Source organism: Nocardia niigatensis NBRC 100131 (genome assembly GCF_000308655.1).
GTDB lineage: Bacteria > Actinomycetota > Actinomycetes > Mycobacteriales > Mycobacteriaceae > Nocardia > Nocardia niigatensis.
Window position 1 is genome coordinate 133,402 of the sequence record NZ_BAGC01000033.1, and the last position, 19,019, is coordinate 152,420.

Below are 19,019 nucleotides of genomic sequence, written 5' to 3' on the forward strand. Positions count from 1 at the left end.
CAAACGTGTCGGGCGTCAGCGGGAGGACCGCCGGGCGGCGCCGGGTTTCCGCTTCTTGTTGTGCGGGCGGCTCTCACCCGGCGGCCGCTGCTGCCGGAACCGCGGCTGCTCCCGCGGAGTCTCCGTCGCGGGCGCGGGCGGCGCTGAAGGATCTCGCACCGGACGGCCACTGGGACGGCGGGCCCCCGTGATCTCGAGCAGCCGTCGATCGCCCGGCCGCACCTCGACATCGGTGAGCGTCACCGAGGCCCGTTCGGCCAGCCGTGCCGCTTCCTCCCGGTCGTCCGGGGTCACGATGGTGACGACCGTGCCCGACGCGCCCGCCCGCGCGGTCCGCCCGGTCCGGTGCAGGTAGTCCTTGGGATCGGCGGGCGGATCCACGTGCACGACCAGCGACACATCGTCGACGTGCAGGCCGCGGGCCGCCAGATCGGTGGCCACGAGCACCGGCGCGGTCCCGTCCGTGAACGCCGCCAGCATCCGATTGCGCTGGTTCTGCGCCTTTCCGCCGTGCAGAGCGACCGCCCCGATCCCGATCTCGCGCAGCTTGCGCGCCAGCTTGTCGGCGCCGTGCTGGGTGCGCACGAACAGCAGCGTCCGGCCTTGCCGCGCAGCGATCTCGCTGACCACGGCACGTTTGTCGGAGCGTCGGACGTGCAGGGCGTAGTGCGCGATGTCTGGTACAGCCGCGCTATGCACGCCACGGTCGTCGCCCGAGTCCTCGCTCGGGCCACGGGTGTTCGTGCCCGCGACGGCCCGAGCCTGTGCGCCGATATCCGGTTCGGCGGCGGCCACGATCGAGTGCCGCACCGGCTCACGCAGATAGCGCTGCACCAGGCCGTCGATCGTCTCATCGAGCGTCGCCGAGAACAGCAACTGCTGCGCGTCGCTCGGCACCTTGTTGAGCAGCGCCGTCAACTGCGGCAGGAACCCCAGCTCGGCCATGTGGTCGGCCTCGTCGACCGTGACGACCCGAATATCGCCCAGCTCCACGGCTTTACGCCCGAGCAGATCGGTCAGCCGCCCAGGCGTCGCGATGACCAGATCCACGCCACGCGCCAGCCGCTCCTCCTGCTTCTTGATCGGCAGTCCACCGACAGCGGTCGCCAGCCGCAGGCCCAGCGCGAGCGCCGGCTCATCCAGCGCGCTCTCGATCTGAATCGCCAGTTCCCGCGTCGGCGCCAGAATCAGCCCCCGCGGCCGCCGCGGCGAACTCGGCGCCCCGAACAGCCGCACCAACATCGGCAACCCGAATGCCAGCGTCTTCCCCGAACCCGTTGCCGCCCGGCCCAACGCATCACGCCCGGCCAGAATGTCCGGAATCACCGCCACCTGAATCGGAAACGGCGTATCGATCCCATCCCGCCGCAACGCCTGCACCAGCACGGGCGGCAGCCCCAGATCCGCGAACCGCACCTCGCCTCGGCCACCCGTGTTCGCCGGGCGTCCGCGCCGATCGGCCGTTGCGGCGCCGGCGTCGGGGTCGACCGGCGGGACCGCGGCTGTCGCCTCGGCATGGGATGTCGGGTCGGTGTGGATGGTGGCCTCCTGAGTTGGCATAGGTGTCGATGACAGGGTGTTCCCGCTGGTCGTGGCAGGTGTCGACCTGCTCTCGCCCGGGTCGGAACCGGCGGCGGGCATGGCGGATCGCGCCGCGCCCGAGCCGGATTCGGGAGCGGGCAGGGAGGGTTCAGGCACGGCTGACCAGGCGGCTGAGTTCGACCAGCCAGGGGATCGCGACGGCGAGAGTCGGGACGACGAGGATCGCGGCGGCGGCGAGGTAGGCGGCGACGGCGATGCGAAGGTCGCCGATGGGACCGGCCAGGCGCTGGATACGGATCAGAGTGGTGGGGCCGCCGACGGCCATCGCGCCCTGCGGGGCGGGCGAATTCGAGCAGGCAACCAGGGCGCGGGCCAGGGGGGTGGCACCCGTGACCTTGACCGCGGAGTCGTCGGCGAGCAGTTCGATGAGCAACTTCACCGAGTCCAGCGCGGATTTGGAACGCACCACGCGGGGAAACGCCTCGTGCGCGGCGGTGAAGGCCTCGAGCACCAGGTCGTGGCGGGCGCGCAGGTGGGAGCGCTCATGGCTGACGATGGCGGTCAGTTCCTCGTCGGACAGGTTGGTGACGGTGCCCTGGCTGAGCACCACGCGCCGGCGCAGGCCGGGCAGGCAGTAGGCGATGGGCTCGGTGGCGGCCAGTACCCGGATGTCGGCCGAGGTGCGGTACACGCTGGACTGATCCAGCAGATCGACCAGCATGCGGTGGCGGGCACGGCGGCGGCGGGTGTGGATGCCGACCCGGATCACCGACCAGATCAGCCGCGCCCCGACGAGCAGGGTGAGCGCGAACACCAGGACCAGGCCGAGCCACAGCGGCAGGCCGAGGGCGTCGATCTCTTTGCTGGGCGTGGTGGTGGGCCGGCCGTCGCCGCCCGGGACGAGGAGGCGGGAGGCGATGGCGAGGCCGGAACCGAAAGCGCTGAGCACCGCGGCGAGCGCGATCGCCTGCCAGAGGACCAGTGCCGCACGGGGACTGCGATAGGGCCAGGTAGCCCGGCTGAGCAGCGCTGGCACCGGTCCCGCCAATAACAGGGCGAGACCGGCGAATACCGGCGCTGTCCAGTCCATGTCCTCAGCTCACTGCGTTGTGGGGCTCGGGGCCGAGGATACTGCTACCTGGACTCGGGTTTGTCCTTGCGCGCTACCTCGGTGGCTTCGAGCTTAGCGAGTGCGTCGCGCAATGCGGCAGCCTCGTCCGCACCGACCTGTTCGACGAAGTGCACGAGCGCGGCGCGGCGGCTGCCGACCTCGTCGGCTTGCTGCAGCGCGTCGACCATGAGGCTGGCGACGAGTTCGTCGCGGGTGTGCACGGGGGCGTAGCGATGCGCGCGGTCGTCGCGCTGCTGGACCACGAGGTTCTTCTTCGCCAAGCGCTGTAGAACGGTCATCACCGTGGTGTACGCGAGTTCACGACGCTCAGCGAGGGCTTCATGGACCTGCCGGACCGTTTGCGGTTCATCGGCCGACCACAACTGGTCCATGACCGCTTTCTCGAGTTCACCAAGACCTGCCATCCCACAAGTTTACGGAGACAACGACAGGAATGCGTACTACAGGTCGTCGTAACCGGCGAGTTGCTGGTGTGGTATTGCTCATAGTTCGGCGGCGGCCGGCCTGCCCTCCGGGCGGGCGTCGCGGACGTGCCGGGCGCCGATGGGGACGATCATCGGCCGGCCCGACACCGGGCACTCGAGCACCTCGGCGTGCAGGCCGAAAACCTCGTGCAACAATCCGGCCTCGATGATGTCGGCGGGCGCGCCCTGGGCGACGATGCGACCGTCGCGCATGACGATCAGGCGGTCGCTGTATCGGATGGCCAGGTTCAGATCGTGCAGGACCATGACCACGGTCCGGCCGAACTCGTCGTGCAGGCGATCGACCAGGTCGAGGACCTCGAGGGAATGGGCGAGGTCTAGGTAGGTCGTCGGTTCGTCGAGCAGCAGGATGTCGGTGCCCTGGGCCAGGGCCATGGAGATCCAGGCGCGCTGGCGCTGACCACCGGACAGTTCGTCGAGGGTGCGGCCCGCCAGGTCCGCGATGCCGGTCTGTTCCAGGGCAACGGTCACTTCGGCCTCGTCATCGGCCGACCACTGCCGCAGCCAGGACTGATGCGGATGACGGCCCCGCGCGACCAGATCCGCGACGGTCAGGCCCTCGGGCGCGATCGGTGTCTGGGGCAGCATGCCGATGATCCGGGCGATGTCCTTGATCTTCATGGTGGAGATGGCCTTGCCGTCCAACAGGACTCGCCCCGACCGGGGGCGCAGCAGCCGGCCCAGGGAGCGCAGCAACGTCGACTTGCCGCAGCCGTTGGGGCCGATGACGGTGGTGATCAGCCCGGGCTCGATCTGCACCGACAGTCCGTCGACGATGACCCGGTCGCCGTAGCCGAGGGTGATGTTGTCCGCCGCGAGAGTCACAGTGTCGGCTTCCGGTTGGTGCGAACGAGCAGGTAGAGCAGGAACGGCCCGCCGACGGCCGCGGTGACGACACCGACCGGGAGCGAGACCGGAAAGGCGGTGCGCGCGAGCAGGTCCGCCCCGACCACGGCGATGGCGCCGACCAGTGCCGACGCGATGATCGGTTCCCCGGGCGTGCGCAGCAGCCGCCGCGCGATCTGCGGCGCGGCCAGTCCGACGAATCCGAGGGGGCCCACCGCCGCGGTCGCCAGTGCCGCGCAACCGACCGCGGCGGCAATGAGAATCGCCTGCTGGGTCTGGATGCGGACGCCGAGGACACGCGTGGTGTCGGTGCCGAAGCGCAGCGCGGCCAGCGTCCGTGCCGACCCGGCCGTGACGAGCAGCGCGATGCCCAGGCCGATCGAGGCCGGAACCAACGTCGGCCAATCGGCGGCGTTCAGCGACCCGGTCAGCCACTGCTGAGCGTGGGCGACATCGGTGAGCGTGGCACGCGTGAGCAGCCAGCTGACCACCGACAGCAGCGCCGCGTTCACGCCGATTCCGATGAGCACCAACCGCAATCCCATGACCCCGCTGTCTCCGGTCGCGGTCCGGCCCCAGGCCAGCAGGTAGATCAGCACTGCCGTGAGCAGCCCGCCCGCCAGCGCCGCCGCCGAAACCCCCAGGGCCGCAGCCGTCCCCGTCCCGGCGCCACCCATCCCGACGATCGCCGCGACCGCGCCGCAGCTCGCCCCGGAGGTGATGCCCAGCAGGTCCGGGCCGGCCAGCGGATTGTGCAGAATCGACTGCGTCACCGCACCCGCCAACCCCAACGCCGCCCCGACCACGAGGGCGGTCAGCGCCCTCGGCAGCCGAGAATCCATGATCACGAACCGCTGCGCCCGAGTCCCCCCGCCGCCCAGCACATCCAGCACCCGCCCGACCGGAATCCGGAACTCGCCCACCGCGATATCCAGCGCGAACAGTCCGAACAGCAGGGCCGCCAGCGCGACCACCGCGAACACCGCACCGACGCGCAACACCGCCGAGAACCCGCCCACGCGCACCGCCGGCCGAACAGCGCGCACGTGGTCGGCGGAAGCCCGCGTAGTGCTTCCTGCCGCTCTGCGCCGCAGTGTCCCGCCGATCGCGTGGCATTTCCCTGGTTCTGTAGCCGTGGTGTCACTCGGCCGAGGCGATTCGTCGGTGCCGAGGCGCCCAGCGTGCGCGGCGGGCGAACCCGGTTCGGCGACATGGTCATCGGATCGGGCGGCTGTCCGGTCGCGCCCGAGGGCGCTATCGGGGCCGGCCGTTGCCGGCTCGAAGGATGACGATTCGGTGCTTCCGGGGGTGTTTGCCCTGGGGTGGCCGGAGCTCACCGCGGCGCGGGTGCCGGTGGGAGGTGTCGGAAGAGTCACAGGCTCACCAGCTTTCGGCGGCGGACGAGCAGGAGGAAGAAGGGCGCGCCGAGGGCGGCGAGGGTCACGCCCGCCTGGAGTTCACCGGGGCGCGCGATGAGGCGGCCGCCGGTGTCGGCCAGAAGTAGGACCACGGCGCCCAGCAGGCCCGAATAAGGGAGCAGCCAGCGGTAATCCGGCCCGGTCAGGGCGCGGGCCAGGTGCGGGACGATCAAGCCGAGGAAGGCGATCGGGCCGACAGCGGCGGTGGCCGCGCCCGCGAGGAGGACCACCGCGGCCAGGCCGAGCGCCCGGCTGCGGATGACATCGACGCCGAGTCCGCGCGCTACATCGTCGCCGAGGCCGAGCAGGTTGAGGGCAGGGGCGGCGGCCAGGGCGAGGATCGCGCCGAGTGCGAGGAACGGCAGGACCTGGCGGAGGGTTGAGGCGTCGTGCCCGGCCACGTCACCGACCACCCAGTAGCGGTAGGTATTGAGGGCCGTGCCGTCCAGCAGGACAACGATATTGGTCATGGCCTGCAGGAACGCCGTCACGGCCGCGCCCGCGAGGACCAGGCTGAGCGGGCTCGCCTTGCCGCCGCCGAGCGAGGAGACGCCGAAGACGACCAGGCCCGCGAAGAGGGCGCCGGCGAAGGCGAACCAGATGTACTGCGCTGGCGTGGTCAGCGCGAGCAGGTGAATGCTCAGCGCGGCCAGGAACGCCGCGCCCGCGTTGATGCCCAGTAATCCCGTGTCCGCCAGCGGGTTTCGGGTGTAGCCCTGGATCAGCGCTCCGGCCATACCGAGCGCTGGTCCGGTCACCAGGGCGAGTCCTGTTCGCGGAAGGCGTAATTCACGCACGATCTGTGTGGCGGAGTCGTCGGCAGGGCATGAGAGTGGTAGTCCGCCAGGGCAAATCAGCGCGTCGTAGACGGTTCCGGGGCTCAGGTCCCGGGATCCGAGGGCGATGCTGGCGGCGATGGCGAACAGCAGGAGGACTGCGAGAACGAGAAGTCCGGACAGACGTCGCCGTCTGGTGGTGACTACGGCGGGCACGGTGACGAACTACTCCTGACGCATTCATTGCTCAATAAGTCTGGTAAGCCTAACCTATCTTCCTGTTGCTCATTGTCCCTGCATTGGCCGAACAGTCGATGAATGAGGAGGTTCGATGCTCGAACCCGTAACCGTGTGCCCGCCGCGCGATTCCAGGCTCGTTTTCGGGATGGCCTGTTCCCGCCTGCGCGCCCTGCAACCCGAACATCCGCGCGTCTACGCGGTCGCCGCCATGGCCGACCAGGGTAAACGTCGCTGGTGGCGGCTCGCCGAGGGCATCCGCGAGGGGCGTGTCGAGGTGATGTACCGGCGGCACGCGGCCGAGATGAGCAACGCCGACATCGCCGCCGAGGTGGTGGCCACGGCCCTGATCCACGCGGTGATCGGGCGGGTGATGGCCATGGTGGTGGCCGAGGGGCGGGCCTGGGATCCGGGCCTCGAGAACCTCTGGATCCATACCGACAACGACGGCGGCATCGACTGGGCGGGGCTGTCCGACACCACGATCCGCGTCCTCGACGGGGACGTGCTCACCGGGGAGGACGGCGTCGTCGCCCTGCCCTGTGAACCTGCCCTCTACGTCTGGCTCGCCCATCGCTGCATCCCGGCCCTGACCCTGGTCCAGGCGGCGATGGCCCGCTGTGCGGGGCTGGGCGCACGCCGCTTCTGGGGTCTGGTCGCGGAATCCATCGTGGGAGCGGCGACCTATGTCCCCGCCCTGGCGCGCACCTCCTCCACGGAAGGCGCTCGTCGTGGCCAGGCCATGTTGGCGGCCTTCGAGGACCGAGGTCTTCCGGTCCGCCGGACCTGACTCGGAGGGACCCGGCCTACGCCGGTCGAGACCGTATTCGGTCTCGACCGGCGTCAGGCGCCGACCGCCGGCCCCCCGTTCTCCGGAGTGCCGTGGCGTCGCCGGGAATGCAAGGGCCACAGCAGAACCCAGAGCACGCCGTAGAGCAGTCCCACCGTGAGCATCAGTACCAGCCAGGCGGGGTAGAGCACGATCAGGCACAGTCGCAGGAACTGCTTGACGCCGATCGGCTGGTCGTCGGCCTGCGAGAGCACGAAGGGCAGGCCCGAGACCTTCAGGAACAGGCGGCCGAGGGAAACGTCCTCCGCGTCTGTCTCGGGGTCCGGTGTGGGCGTCCCGGCGTTGGTCGTGGGCATTGTCCGTCCTCGCTCGTCAGACCGTGATGGTGATTTGCTGGTCGATGGTCTCGATGGCCGACTGCAACACCCCGGCCTGATCCTGATTGCTGGTGGCGTTCAGCTGCAGGACGTAATACGTGCCGCCCGCGCCCGGAATGACCACGGTCTCCTGTGCGGATACCGCGGGAATGCCTTGCAGCGTATAGGTGCCCGCGATCCGGTAGGCGGGGTATCCGGAGACGGTGGTGACCGACCCATTGCCGATCTGGGTGAAGCCGGGCAGGTTCTTCATCTCGCCGGCGGCGTCGTCGATCAGCTTCTGCGGATCGACCTTGCCCTGCAGTTTCGACAGCAGCGCAATGATATTCGGCGTGTAGTTCGCTCCGACCGCCTCCGCGCCGCTGTAGACGATCGCGCCGATGGCGTAGTCGGGGGTGTCGGCCCCGGCGTTGGCCCAGCCCTCGGGGAAGGGCAGGCCGATCGCCGGTGCGCCCGGATCGCCGTTGTGCACCTGGGTTTCGGTGATGTGCTGGTCTTTGATGTAGTCGGCGATCGTGTAGTTCGAGCCGCCGGCGGTGTCGAGCGTGCGCGGGGCGAGTTTGCTGTTGGCCGGATTCGCCGGCGTGGTCGGCTTGACCGCGCTCGAGGTCACCGACGCCGAGGACGCCGGGGCGCTCTTCGCGCTGTCCTTGCTACCGCAGCCGGTGAGCGCGACGCTCACCGCCAATGCCGCCACGGCGACCCCGATCAGGCCGCGATTTCCCATCATCATTGGCACCTCCGTGTCGAATCGAGCCGTCGAAACGTAGCCACGCGGGATTGGGATTCGATTGGAACCGCCGTCCGAGCGGGTTCCAATCCGGGCCGACTACGGTCCGTCGGACCCGGCGGGGAGCCGGTGCGGTGGAATCGAAGGAGCGGCCATGCCGGCATCTCGCACCCTGGGACTCGTGGCGCTGGCCGCGACGGTCATCCTGACCGCCGCCTGCGGTGCGCGATCGGAGACGGGCTCGGGGACGCCCACGGTGGCTGTCCACGGCGATGCCGGCAACGCGGTGAACACGATTGCGGCGCAGGCGATCAGCGATCTGCAACGGTATTGGGCCGAGCAGTTCCCGAAGCTGTACGGCCAGCCGTACCGGCCGGTCACCGGTGGGTTCTACGCGGTCACGCCGTCGACGGGACCGCTGCCGCCGTGCGCGAATTCGGCGGCCGATATCGCGGGCAACGCCTATTACTGCGCGGACCAGGATGTGGTGGCCTGGGATGTCGAGAGCCTGTTGCCGTCACTTCGGAAGAGCTACGGTGACTTCGTCATTCCCATCGTGCTCGCTCACGAATGGGGGCATGCCGTGCAGGCGCGGGCCGGTTTCCACGGGCTCACGGTGACCAAGGAGATCCAGGCCGATTGCTTCGCCGGAGCCTGGGCCGCGGACGTGGCCGCCGGGCACAGCTCCTTCCACGCCACCGCCTCCGACCTCGACAGCGCTCTGGCCGGATTCCTGTCCCTGCGAGACGAACCCGGAACCGACAAGACGAGCGGGTCGGCCCACGGCAGCGGATTCGATCGGGTCAGTTCCTTCCAGACCGGGTTCGACAATGGCCCGGGCGCCTGCAAGGACTATCGGGACGGCACTCCCGCGGTCATCGAACTGCCGTTCCGGTCCGCCGCCGACGCGGCCTCCGGCGGCAACGCCTCCTACGATCAGGTCGTCCAGTTGGCCCCGGTGGATCTGGAGGACTACTGGTCCGCGGTGTATCCGGCGTTGTTCAGCGCACCGTGGAAGCCGGTGCGGCAGGTGCTGGGGTTCGATCCGCGCCGCGCCCCGAGCTGTGGCGGCTCACCGACCGATTCGTACAGCCTGTTCTATTGCGTGCCCGACAATTTCATCGGATACGACGGTGTCCGGACCATGCCCGAGTTCTATGACGAGGGCGGCGATTTCGCGGTCGCGACGCTGCTGGCCACCCAGTACGGTCTCGCCGTAGAGGCCCGCGACGGCGACACTTCCGACGAGCGCACCGCCTCGCTGCGAGGTGACTGTTATGCCGGCGCGTGGGCCGCCAGCGTGTTGCTGGAGAACCGGCCCACCAGCAATATCCGCATGTCACCCGGTGATCTGGACAAGGCCCTCGCCGCGCTGCTCGTATTCCGCGGCCAGGATTCGACCGACCGGCAGGGCAGTGGATACACGCGCGTCGAGGCCTATCGGGATGGACTGCTCAACGGCGCGAAAGCCTGTACGGGGACCATGCCGGGCGCGTGAACCGGCACCCGGCAGCCTCGGTCACCGGTGTCCGGCGATCGTGTCACTCGTGCGGGCGGACTCGGCGCAGCTCGGCGACCCGGGCCGAGAGCAGCGGATCCCAGGCGTGCTCGCCGGTGGCGTCTGCGATTCCTTGTGCCCGGGCCAGCAATTCGAGCGCCGCAGCCGATCGGTGGTGGCGAGCTTCGATATCGGCGAGCAGGGCGAGGAAGAACGGGGCCATGACGGTGCTGCCGTCCTCGGTGATGGCGTCGAAGGCCCTGAAGGCGGTGGCGGGGTCGGTGTTCTCGCCGGTGAGGGTGCGTGCCCACACTTCGACCACCTTGGCGCAGGCCGCCCATTGTCCGCCGCCCGCAGCGCTGAGATCCCCGTATACGGCCTCGGCGGCGGCCGCGGTGCCCTCGGTGATGCCCAGCACCCCATAGGTCTCGACGAGAGTCAGCCGCGCGGCGAGGATATTGAAGACGTCGCCGCGAGACCGGGCCAGCTCCAACGATATCCGGCAATAGTCGGCGGCGGCGTCGCGGTTGCCGCGTAGGGCCTCCATCAGACCCATCCAGCAGTACACCCGGGGATGGAAGAAATGTGTGGGGTCGCTGACCGTCTCCGGCGGCGGGAAGGTCTCGAGCATACGGTGTGCGCGGTCCAGCATCTCGTCCCTGTGTCCCCGCAGTCCGGTGGCCATGACGTCCACGAAGGCGCTCGCCACCCCGGCGGCGGGATCGTGGGAGACCGCGTAGCGGGCTCGGAGGCCGTGCGCGATGACCTCGGCTTCGTCGAGGCGGCCGCGGGCGCACAGCATCATGCAGCGCATGGCGGCCGCGCTGTAGAAGTCGCGTCCGTCGATCTGCTCGCCGAGTTCGAACGCGCGCTGTACCGCGTCCAGGGCGGTGACGCTGGTCTGGCCGTGCAGGATGCCGCGGGCCCCGGCCAGGTGCAGCCAGAGCGCCGACTGCCGTTCCAGCAGTTCGGGTTTGGCGGGCAGGCGGCGGCAGATCTGGAGCGCGTGCTCGGCCAGGGTGGCGATGTCGGCGTAGGCGGATCGGGCGAGGGCGCGCTGGATCACGGTCTCGTGGATCTCCAGGGCCGCATGGGTATTGATCTCGGTGCCCGCCTGCCAGGCGTGATCGGCGGCCGCGATGGCCTCTTCGTAGGGCGAGGCCGCGAGTGCGGTAGCGCGATCCGAGGCGATGGCGGCGTGCGCGGCGCTCCGCTCGGCCACGGGGATCCGGGTCAGTACCGCGTCTCGCAGCAGACCATGACTGAAGCTGAACATGCCGGGTCGATCCCGGTGCTCGTCGAGCAGACCCGTCTCGTAGGCCGGGCGCAGCCGGGCCCGGACGGTCCGGACCGGGGAGTCGAGGATGCCCGCTAGTGTCGCGACATCGAACTCCGGGCCGATCACCGCGGCAGCCGACAGCGCGCGCCGGCCGGGCTTGCCGAGGACCGCCAGTCGTCGGCCGACCGCGGCGGCGACCGCATCGGGGACAGCGTCGAGGTCGGATCCGGTGAGGCCGCCCGATTGTGCGCCGACCGCGAGCGATCGGGCCAGTTCCTTGATGTAGAAGGGATTTCCGCGGGCATGCGTCCACAGGTGCTCGGACAGTTCTGGCGTGACGGGCGCGCCGCTGAGTTGCTCGATGAGCCGGCCGGCCGCGTCGCGATCGACGCCCCGCAAAGGCACTGTCGAGATGTCGCTCGACCCGGTGAGCTTCTCATACAGCTGTCGGTTGACCGGGCGTCCCACGCCGAAATACGTCCAGGTGCAGACGATCTGGATGGGCAGGCGGGCGCTGTGCGCGGCCAGCATGAGCAGGACGCTGCCGGAGGTGGAATCGGCCAGGTGCAGGTCGTCGATGACCAGCAGGAGCGGGCGCAGGGCGGACAGCTCGGCCAGGGCGGTCACGATGCTCTCGAAGAGCGGGAATCCGTTGGCGGCGGGCGCCGTCGTCGCCTCGCCGGCGTGCCATTCGGGTACCAGTGCGTCGATGACGCCGGGTGCTCTGTGGCGTACCCTGTTCCGGCCCGCCTCACCGAACTCGTCGCCCAGCCCGCGCAGGATCTGGATCCACATCCACAGCTGGGGGACGCGAATACCGGCTGGGTGTGCCGCCCAGGCGACGGTCATCCCGGCCTCGCGGGCCCGGTCGGACAGTGCGTCGACGACGGACGTCTTGCCGATTCCGCTCTCGCCGGTCACCACGATCAGGCCGCCCGACCCGGTGCGTGCGCGCATCACCGAGTCGGTGAGCGTGCCGAGTTCGTTCGCACGGCCGACCAGGACCGGCCGCCGGGCCTCCGGCGCGGCTGCGACGAGCGTTGCGGGCGTGGACCTTCCGAGTAGCAGGTCGGCGGAGTTGTCGCTGATCTTGCGATACAGGGTGCGCAGATCGTTGCCGGGCGGTGCCCCCACCTCTCGGTCCAGGGTGTCGCGGGCGCGCTCGAAGGCGCCCAGGGCGTCGGGACCGCGTCCGCTGCGGAAGAGCGCGAGCATCAGATGGCCCCACAGCTTCTCGTGCACCGGATCGTTCGCGAGGGCGGCCTCGAGTTCGGGTATCAGATCGCTGCCGCGGCCCATCCGCAGTGCGGCGTCGAATCGGGATTCGATCGCGAGCCGGCGCAGCGCCGTGTATCGCAACACCTCCGGGTGCGCGAACTCGTGGTCGGCGAATTCGCCGAAAGGCGTTCCGCGCCAGAGTCGCAACGCCGTGGTGAGCTTGTCGAACCCCAGCGTCGGGTCGTCGTGGCCGAGTGCCGTGCGTCCCTCGTCGACCAGGTGCTCGAAGGTGGCGAGGTCGAGCCGATCCGCCTCCAGCAGGGTCAGTCGATAGCCGAGCGGCCGGGTCTCCAGGCGCGCCGGGGCATCGGCGGGCAGGCATCGGCGGAGATTGGAGATATAGGACCGCAGCGATACCAGTCCCTTGGTGGGCGGCTCGTCACGCCAGAGCGCGTCGGTGAGCCGGTCGACGCTGACGACCGTGCCGCGCCCGGCCAGCAGGACCGCGAGCACACATCGCTGTTTCGGCCCGCCCAGCGCCGCCGGGGTTCCGTCGACGCACACCTCGATCGCGCCGAACAGTGAGTACTCGACCGGGCGGGTCATGCGGATGTGTCTCTCTCGTACGGGCAAACGCGGCGGGAACCGCAGATTTGGTTTTTAACACGTTCCGGCGTGCATCGCCCCCCGGTCAGCGGAATTCAGCGCATGAGAGGCAACCACCCGCAGAGCGCGGCACCGGCTGCCGATGCCACTGGGATTCGGCGGCGGTGATCGCGGGAAGCCGTGCACTGACAGGCAGTTTCGAGCACGTCCGGATCTGGTGCGGCAGTAGGAAACCCCGGGGCGGTGCGGCGTGGTCGTATGCGACACGGACCGCCGACGCGCCGACTGGTTTGCTGACAACTTGCCAGTGTCTGTACGGTGGCGGGCGCCGTCGCGAAACCCAGTGGCGTGCTCCAGTTTCAGCGATGGTTCGAACTGTTCAAGAGACTAGTTCTGAGGAAGAAGGGGGCGCCGGTGATGCCGAACCAGTCGGTGGCGCATCTGGTAGCTGACGTTGTGGCCCGGTACGGGTCCCTGGATGCGTTCTGTGCCCGGCTGCGGGGCAGCGTCGAGAATCCGACCGAGGAGCTACGGCGGATCACCGGTGAATGCGGTCCGCAGGCGGTCACGGACCGCACACGCGCGGGCTCGCCGGCCGCTGCCGATAGCGCCAGGCACCGGGGAACGGTGTAAGGGCCGGTCCTGGTCAGCACTGCCGACCGGGCACCGGCGCGACCGCACGACGACGGCCCGGACGCCGCGGAGACGGCGTCCGGGCCGTGCTTGCCCTGGCACTGCATGCGCTGCCCAGCGCTACTGCTGGGCACCGGAGGGCCTACGGCACCACCGGAAGGCGGGTGTCTGAAGTCCGCCACCGGCGGTGTTGGGGGTGCATTTCCTCTACGGTGCCGCGCAGTGCGCCGCACAGTGCCGAGGCCATTCCCCGACTGACCAAAGTCCGTCGGTGCTCATGAGTTTCACGTATCAGCCACGGTTGGGCAGGTCGAGAGCTCTGGAAGGCACAGACGGTCGGTACATGTGTCACAACCGGTCGGTCTGTAATGAACCGCTCTGCCATCAGGGACATGATCGATCCCCTCGCTCGGTGATCCACCCGGCGTCGATGGACTCGTCGCTGTCGAGGACGACGAATTCCCGCTCGGCGGACAGTACTTCGTAATCGTCGGCCCGCAGCGCGGCCAGCAGGGCCGTGTGGCGGACCGCGGCGGTGGCGTCACCGACCAGTCGGCAGCGCTGCGTGACAAAGCGTTCCGCGCTGCCGTCCGGCCGGGTGCGCCGGGCATTGGCCGACAGGTGCGCGTCGTGCCCAGCGGCGAGATCCGCGAGTGCGCGCACATCGGTGCCCGGTGTGAGCAGCAGTTTGACGTGATGCTCGAAGTAGTAGCCCGCCCCCAGCGTCGCGGCCGCGTCGTCATCGGCGGGTACTCCCGTCGCCCACGGCGTCGCCTCGATCTTGACCCGCACCACCTCGAATCCCGCCGCGCCGAGCCGCGCGGCCAACGCCATCATCGAATCCCGCACCGCGGGAAGCGATCCCATGGCGGGCACGGTGAGCATCGGCTGGTCGATCACCCGTCCGCGTTCCAGCACGATGTGCGCGAACTTCAATCCATGCGCTGCGGCATACCGTTCGAGTCGTTCGGCCTCACCCGCCCGCACCGTCAGATGTGTTTCGAAGTCGCCGTGGAAGATCGGTGGAGCGGTCACTGTCACCGCGCCATCCTCGCAAACCAACCACGATGGCGTCGCACGGTTTTCGGCACCGATCGGTGCGCCCGACAATGAAGAGGCGGTGGGCTCCACACAATCTCGTGACTGTGGAACCCACCGCCGGCAACAGATCGGGGCCACCGCAGCCCTCGGGGCCTCGCTCGATCCTGACGCCGAAACCAAGTGTAGGTCAGGCTTACCTAACTAGGCAAGCAGATCTCGAAATGCCCCGTTTGCCCTAGCTCTAATCGAGCCAGAATCCGCCATCCGACGCCGCGCGTGATCGAGATCGCCGTCGACGAGCGGACCGGCTGCTGCTTTGCCCAGCCCCGGCCGGGGTGGACTGCGTCCCTGTCGTGACCGCCGCAGTAACACCCGGTTTGCTCACCAGGATTCTGAGGCTGGCTAAGCTTCGGGGCATGACCGCTGATGAGCATGCGAATAAGGGTGCTGAGGACTTTTCTTCGATCAAGTCCATGGCCGATGTGACGCCTGAACTGATGAACAAGTTCAGTGAGGGGACCTTCACGGATCTGCTGGGATTGAAGTACACGGCGTTGGGGCCGGATGGGGCTACCGCGGAATGGGTGGTTACGCCGCAGCAGCATCAGCCGGCGGGGATCGCGAACGGTGGGGTGTACTGCACGGTGATCGAGACGCTGGCCAGTGTGTCGGCCGGGGTGTGGCTGGGGGATCGGGGGTCGGTTGTGGGGGTCAACAACAACACCGACTTCCTGCGGGCCGTGCGGGAGGGGAAGTTGACCGGGGTGGCGACGCCGATTCATCGGGGGCGGTCGCAGCAGTTGTGGCAGGTGGTGATCACCGACGAGCAGGATCGGACCGTGGCTCGCGGGCAGGTGCGGTTGCAGAATCTGAGTCCGCAGAACTGAACGGGGGGAGCGGAATCCGAGGGGCCGGGATGTGGGGTGTGGGTCGTGTCTTACTGAAACATGCTGGTAACGCGGGTCGTGCCAGAATGGCCGACGATCCGATCCCGCGATTCGACGAGGAGTCCGAATGCGACTGTCGCCGCACGAGCAGGAGCGCCTGCTGCTGAGTTACGCGGCCGAGCTGGCCCGGCGGCGACAGGCCCGTGGACTCAAGCTCAATCACCCCGAGTCGATCGCCATCATCACCGATCACGTGCTCGAGGGCGCGCGCGACGGGCGGACCGTCGCCGAGCTGATGGCCTCCGGCCGGACCGTGCTCACCCGCGCCGATGTCATGGTCGGCGTCCCGGAGATGATCCGCGACGTGCAGGTGGAGGCCACCTTCCCGGACGGCACCAAGCTCGTCACCGTCCACGACCCGATCGGATGACGCGCGTGATTCCCGGCGAATACCTCTGTGCCGAGGGCATGATCGAGCTCAACACGGGCGCGGCGCGCATCGAACTGGACGTGGTCAATACCGGCGACCGTCCGGTGCAGGTCGGCTCGCACGTGCACTTCCCGCAGGCCAATTCCGCGCTGGAGTTCGATCGCGCCGCCGCCCACGGCCACCGCCTCGACATTCCCGCCGGTACCGCGGTGCGCTTCGAACCCGGTCTGGGGCAGCGGGTTTCGCTGGTCCCGCTGGGCGGCGCCCGTGAAGTGCACGGAATCAGCCTCACCCCGCCCGGAAAGCTGGATGCCTGATGGCCGAACTGTCCCGCGCCCGCTACGCCGAACTGTTCGGGCCCACCGTCGGTGACCGGATCCGGCTGGCGGACACCGATCTGCTCATCGAGATCACCGAGGACCGCAGCGGCGGAACGGGTCTCGCCGGTGACGAGGCCGTCTTCGGCGGCGGCAAGGTGCTGCGTGAATCCATGGGCCAGGCCCGCGCCACCCGCGCCGAGGGCACCCCGGACACCGTCATCACCGGCGTGGTGATCGTCGACCACTGGGGAATCATCAAGGCCGACATCGGTATCCGCGACGGCCGCATCGCCGCCATCGGCAAGGCCGGCAACCCCGACACCATGACCGGGGTGCACCCCGACCTGGTGGTGGGGCCGTCGACCGAGATCATCGCGGGCAACGGCCGCATCGTCACCGCGGGCGCCATCGACTGCCACGTGCACTTCATCTGCCCGCAGATCCTCGACGAGGCCATGGCCGGCGGCATTACCACCCTCGTCGGCGGTGGCACCGGCCCCGCCGAGGGCTCCAAGGCCACCACCGTGACCCCGGGCGCCTGGCATCTGGCCCGTATGCTGGAGTCCACCGACTCGTGGCCGGTGAACATCCTGCTGCTGGGCAAGGGCAACACGGTCCGCGAGGACGCGCTGTGGGAGCAATTGCGCGGCGGCGCCGGCGGTTTCAAACTGCACGAGGACTGGGGCACCACCCCGGCCGCCATCGACCACTGCCTCACCGTGGCCGACGCGTCCGGCGTGCAGGTGGCGTTGCACTCGGACACCCTCAACGAGGCCGGCTTCGTGGAGGACACCCTCGCGGCCATCCGCGGCCGGGCCATCCACTCGTATCACACCGAGGGCGCCGGCGGCGGGCACGCACCCGACATCATCACCGTCGCTTCGCATCTCAACGTGCTGCCCAGTTCCACCAACCCGACCCGGCCGCACACCATCAACACCCTCGACGAGCACCTGGACATGCTCATGGTGTGCCATCACCTGAGCCCGTCGATTCCCGAGGATCTGGCGTTCGCGGAGAGCCGGATCCGGCCCTCTACCATCGCGGCCGAGGACCTGCTGCACGATCTGGGCGCGATCTCCATGATCGGCAGTGACGCCCAGGCGATGGGCCGCATCGGTGAGGTGGTGATGCGCACCTGGCAGACCGCGCACGTCATGAAACGCCGCCGCGGCGCACTGCCCGGCGACGGCGCGGCCGACAACAACCGGGTGCAGCGCTACGTCGCGAAATACACCATCTGCCCGGCGGTCACGCACGGCCTCGACGCCGAGATCGGCTCGATCGAGGTCGGCAAACTGGCCGACCTGGTGCTGTGGGAGCCCGCGTTCTTCGGGGTCCGCCCGCACGCGGTCATCAAGGGCGGCGCGATCGCCTGGGCCGCCATGGGTGACGCCAACGCCTCCATTCCGACCCCGCAGCCGGTGCTGCCGCGTCCCATGTTCGGGGCCGCGCCGAGCGTGGCGGCCGGAACGTCGCTGCACTTCGTGTCCGAGCAGGCCATCGAGGATGGTCTCGCCAACCGATTGCGGGTCGACCGGAAGCTGGTGCCGGTGGCCAACGTCCGCCGACGCACCAAGGCCGACCTCCCCAACAACGACGCCATGCCGCGCATCGAGGTCGAACCCGACACCTTCACCGTGCGCGTCGACGGGGAGGTGTGGACCGAGCAGCCGGCCACGGAGCTGCCGATGGCCCAGCGCTACTTCCTGTTCTGAACCACCGTCCTCCCCGGTGCCGGGGAGGACGAACCTCGCACCGACGAACGCCAATGCCTGTCAGGCATTGGCGTTCTTTCGTTGTGCGCGGCCAGCCCCGCCACACGTTTCTGATGTTTTCATCATTTTCTCCTTGACAGAGGAATCCGCCGTAACTGATGATTTCATCAACAACGGGTATGGAGGTGACTGTGACGAGCATCGGCGACGACGTGCTGACCGACCGGACGGTCCGGGTCGGCGGGCGTGAGCTCTACTTCGGCGAGACCGGATCGGGCCCCGCGGTGGTGATGCTGCACGGCGGCGGGCCGGGCGCGACCGGGGTGGCGAACTACGCACGCAATATCGAGGCGCTGGCCCGGCGGTTCCGGGTCATCGTGCCCGATATGCCCGGATATGGGCGGTCGGAGAAGTGGATCGACCAGTCGGATCCGTTCGGCTACCTCGGCCGGGCGATCGGCGGGCTGCTCGACGAACTCGGAATCGGCTCGGCCCATCTGATCGGCAATTCCTACGGTGGCGCGGCCGCCCTGCGGCTGGCCATGGACCGGCCCGAGAAGGTCGGGCGCATGGTGCTCATGGGACCGGGCGGCGTCGGCACGACCCGTGCGCTGCCGACCGACGGGCTGAACGCACTGCTGGGGTACTACCAGGGCGAGGGACCCAGTCGCGAGAAGCTGCGCCGATTCATCCGGGACTACCTGGTCTTCGACGGCGGCCGGGTGCCCGACGAGCTCATCGAACTGCGCTACCAGGCCAGCATCGACCCCGACGTGATCGCCAACCCGCCGCTGCGCCGCCCCTCCGGACCGATGGCGCTGCGGACCATCTGGCGCATGGATTTCACGCGAGACCCGCGGCTGCGCAAGCTCTCGCACCCCACGCTGGTGATCTGGGGCGCGAACGACAAGGTCAATCGTCCCGCCGGCGGCCGGATGCTGGCCGAGGCGATGCCGAACTGCGACCTCTACCTGGCGGCGAACACCGGTCACTGGGTGCAGTGGGAGCGCGCCGACCTGTTCAACACCCTCGCCACCGCATTCCTCGAAGGCTGAC

The 19,019-nt window shown here is 69.2% G+C and carries 18 protein-coding genes; 8 read left to right on the top strand and 10 right to left on the bottom strand.

Annotated features, from left to right (window positions below; translation table 11 throughout):
- Positions 1-15 precede the first annotated feature (15 nt).
- From ON33_RS08745 to ON33_RS08770, 6 genes are all read right to left on the bottom strand, one after another.
- On the bottom strand, positions 16-1,560 hold the full coding sequence (locus ON33_RS08745; protein WP_083868746.1) for a DEAD/DEAH box helicase: 1,545 nt from the start codon (positions 1,558-1,560) through the stop codon (positions 16-18).
- 130 nt (positions 1,561-1,690) lie between these two features.
- The gene (locus ON33_RS08750; protein WP_040857271.1) at positions 1,691-2,632 is read right to left on the bottom strand and encodes a M56 family metallopeptidase; all 942 of its coding nucleotides are present in this window, start codon (positions 2,630-2,632) and stop codon (positions 1,691-1,693) included.
- 44 nt (positions 2,633-2,676) lie between these two features.
- Complete coding sequence (locus ON33_RS08755) at positions 2,677-3,078, bottom strand: BlaI/MecI/CopY family transcriptional regulator (protein WP_040857273.1); 402 nt, start codon at positions 3,076-3,078, stop codon at positions 2,677-2,679.
- A gap of 78 nt (positions 3,079-3,156) precedes the next feature.
- A complete protein-coding gene (locus ON33_RS08760; protein WP_040857275.1) occupies positions 3,157-3,984 on the bottom strand; it encodes an ABC transporter ATP-binding protein in 828 nt (275 codons plus the stop codon).
- Entirely contained in the window at positions 3,981-5,051 is a 1,071-nt protein-coding gene (locus ON33_RS08765; protein WP_245550405.1) for a FecCD family ABC transporter permease, read from the bottom strand. Before ON33_RS08765 ends, ON33_RS08760 begins: the two co-directional genes overlap by 4 nt.
- Before the next feature lie 326 nt (positions 5,052-5,377).
- Positions 5,378-6,415 carry a FecCD family ABC transporter permease gene (locus tag ON33_RS08770; RefSeq protein ID WP_083868748.1) on the bottom strand — a complete coding sequence of 346 codons (1,038 nt, stop codon included), beginning with the start codon at positions 6,413-6,415 and terminating at the stop codon, positions 5,378-5,380.
- A gap of 115 nt (positions 6,416-6,530) precedes the next feature.
- Here ON33_RS08770 and ON33_RS08775 point away from each other — a divergent pair, with 115 nt between their 5' ends.
- Positions 6,531-7,226, top strand: coding sequence for a hypothetical protein (locus ON33_RS08775; protein ID WP_040857277.1), 696 nt, complete (start codon positions 6,531-6,533; stop codon positions 7,224-7,226).
- 53 nt (positions 7,227-7,279) lie between these two features.
- On the opposite strand, the gene ON33_RS08780 is transcribed toward ON33_RS08775, so the two are convergent.
- Both ON33_RS08780 and ON33_RS08785 read right to left on the bottom strand, forming a co-directional pair.
- Positions 7,280-7,582: a hypothetical protein gene (locus ON33_RS08780; protein ID WP_040857278.1), complete on the bottom strand. Its 303-nt coding sequence runs from the start codon at positions 7,580-7,582 to the stop codon at positions 7,280-7,282.
- A 16-nt stretch (positions 7,583-7,598) separates the two neighbouring features.
- Positions 7,599-8,333, bottom strand: a complete 735-nt coding sequence (locus ON33_RS08785; RefSeq protein WP_306307509.1) for an LpqN/LpqT family lipoprotein — start codon at positions 8,331-8,333, stop codon at positions 7,599-7,601.
- A 154-nt stretch (positions 8,334-8,487) separates the two neighbouring features.
- On the opposite strand from ON33_RS08785, the gene ON33_RS08790 reads away from it, so the two are divergent.
- A complete protein-coding gene (locus ON33_RS08790) occupies positions 8,488-9,831 on the top strand; it encodes a neutral zinc metallopeptidase (RefSeq protein WP_040857281.1) in 1,344 nt (447 codons plus the stop codon).
- A 43-nt stretch (positions 9,832-9,874) separates the two neighbouring features.
- On the opposite strand, the gene ON33_RS08795 is transcribed toward ON33_RS08790, so the two are convergent.
- Positions 9,875-12,934 (bottom strand): ATP-binding protein, encoded by a 3,060-nt coding sequence (locus ON33_RS08795; protein ID WP_040857283.1) that lies wholly within the window; start codon positions 12,932-12,934, stop codon positions 9,875-9,877.
- A 318-nt stretch (positions 12,935-13,252) separates the two neighbouring features.
- On the opposite strand from ON33_RS08795, the gene ON33_RS08800 reads away from it, so the two are divergent.
- Positions 13,253-13,567 carry a hypothetical protein gene (locus ON33_RS08800; RefSeq protein ID WP_157184454.1) on the top strand — a complete coding sequence of 105 codons (315 nt, stop codon included), beginning with the start codon at positions 13,253-13,255 and terminating at the stop codon, positions 13,565-13,567.
- A gap of 384 nt (positions 13,568-13,951) precedes the next feature.
- Here the strand turns inward: ON33_RS08800 and ON33_RS08805 are convergent, their stop codons facing one another.
- A complete protein-coding gene (locus ON33_RS08805; RefSeq protein ID WP_218001387.1) occupies positions 13,952-14,608 on the bottom strand; it encodes a hypothetical protein in 657 nt (218 codons plus the stop codon).
- A gap of 473 nt (positions 14,609-15,081) precedes the next feature.
- Here ON33_RS08805 and ON33_RS08810 point away from each other — a divergent pair, with 473 nt between their 5' ends.
- The 5 genes from ON33_RS08810 (at position 15,082) to ON33_RS08830 (ending at position 19,018) form a co-directional block, all read left to right on the top strand.
- The gene (locus ON33_RS08810; protein WP_040857486.1) at positions 15,082-15,495 is read left to right on the top strand and encodes a PaaI family thioesterase; all 414 of its coding nucleotides are present in this window, start codon (positions 15,082-15,084) and stop codon (positions 15,493-15,495) included.
- A 127-nt stretch (positions 15,496-15,622) separates the two neighbouring features.
- Positions 15,623-15,925 carry an urease subunit gamma gene (locus ON33_RS08815; RefSeq protein ID WP_040857288.1) on the top strand — a complete coding sequence of 101 codons (303 nt, stop codon included), beginning with the start codon at positions 15,623-15,625 and terminating at the stop codon, positions 15,923-15,925.
- A 5-nt stretch (positions 15,926-15,930) separates the two neighbouring features.
- Complete coding sequence (locus ON33_RS08820; RefSeq protein WP_040857488.1) at positions 15,931-16,242, top strand: urease subunit beta; 312 nt, start codon at positions 15,931-15,933, stop codon at positions 16,240-16,242.
- On the top strand, positions 16,242-17,963 hold the full coding sequence (locus ON33_RS08825) for an urease subunit alpha (RefSeq protein ID WP_040857290.1): 1,722 nt from the start codon (positions 16,242-16,244) through the stop codon (positions 17,961-17,963). Before ON33_RS08820 ends, ON33_RS08825 begins: the two co-directional genes overlap by 1 nt.
- 200 nt (positions 17,964-18,163) lie before the next feature.
- The gene (locus ON33_RS08830; protein WP_444543757.1) at positions 18,164-19,018 is read left to right on the top strand and encodes an alpha/beta fold hydrolase; all 855 of its coding nucleotides are present in this window, start codon (positions 18,164-18,166) and stop codon (positions 19,016-19,018) included.
- Position 19,019: the final 1 nt, after the last annotated feature.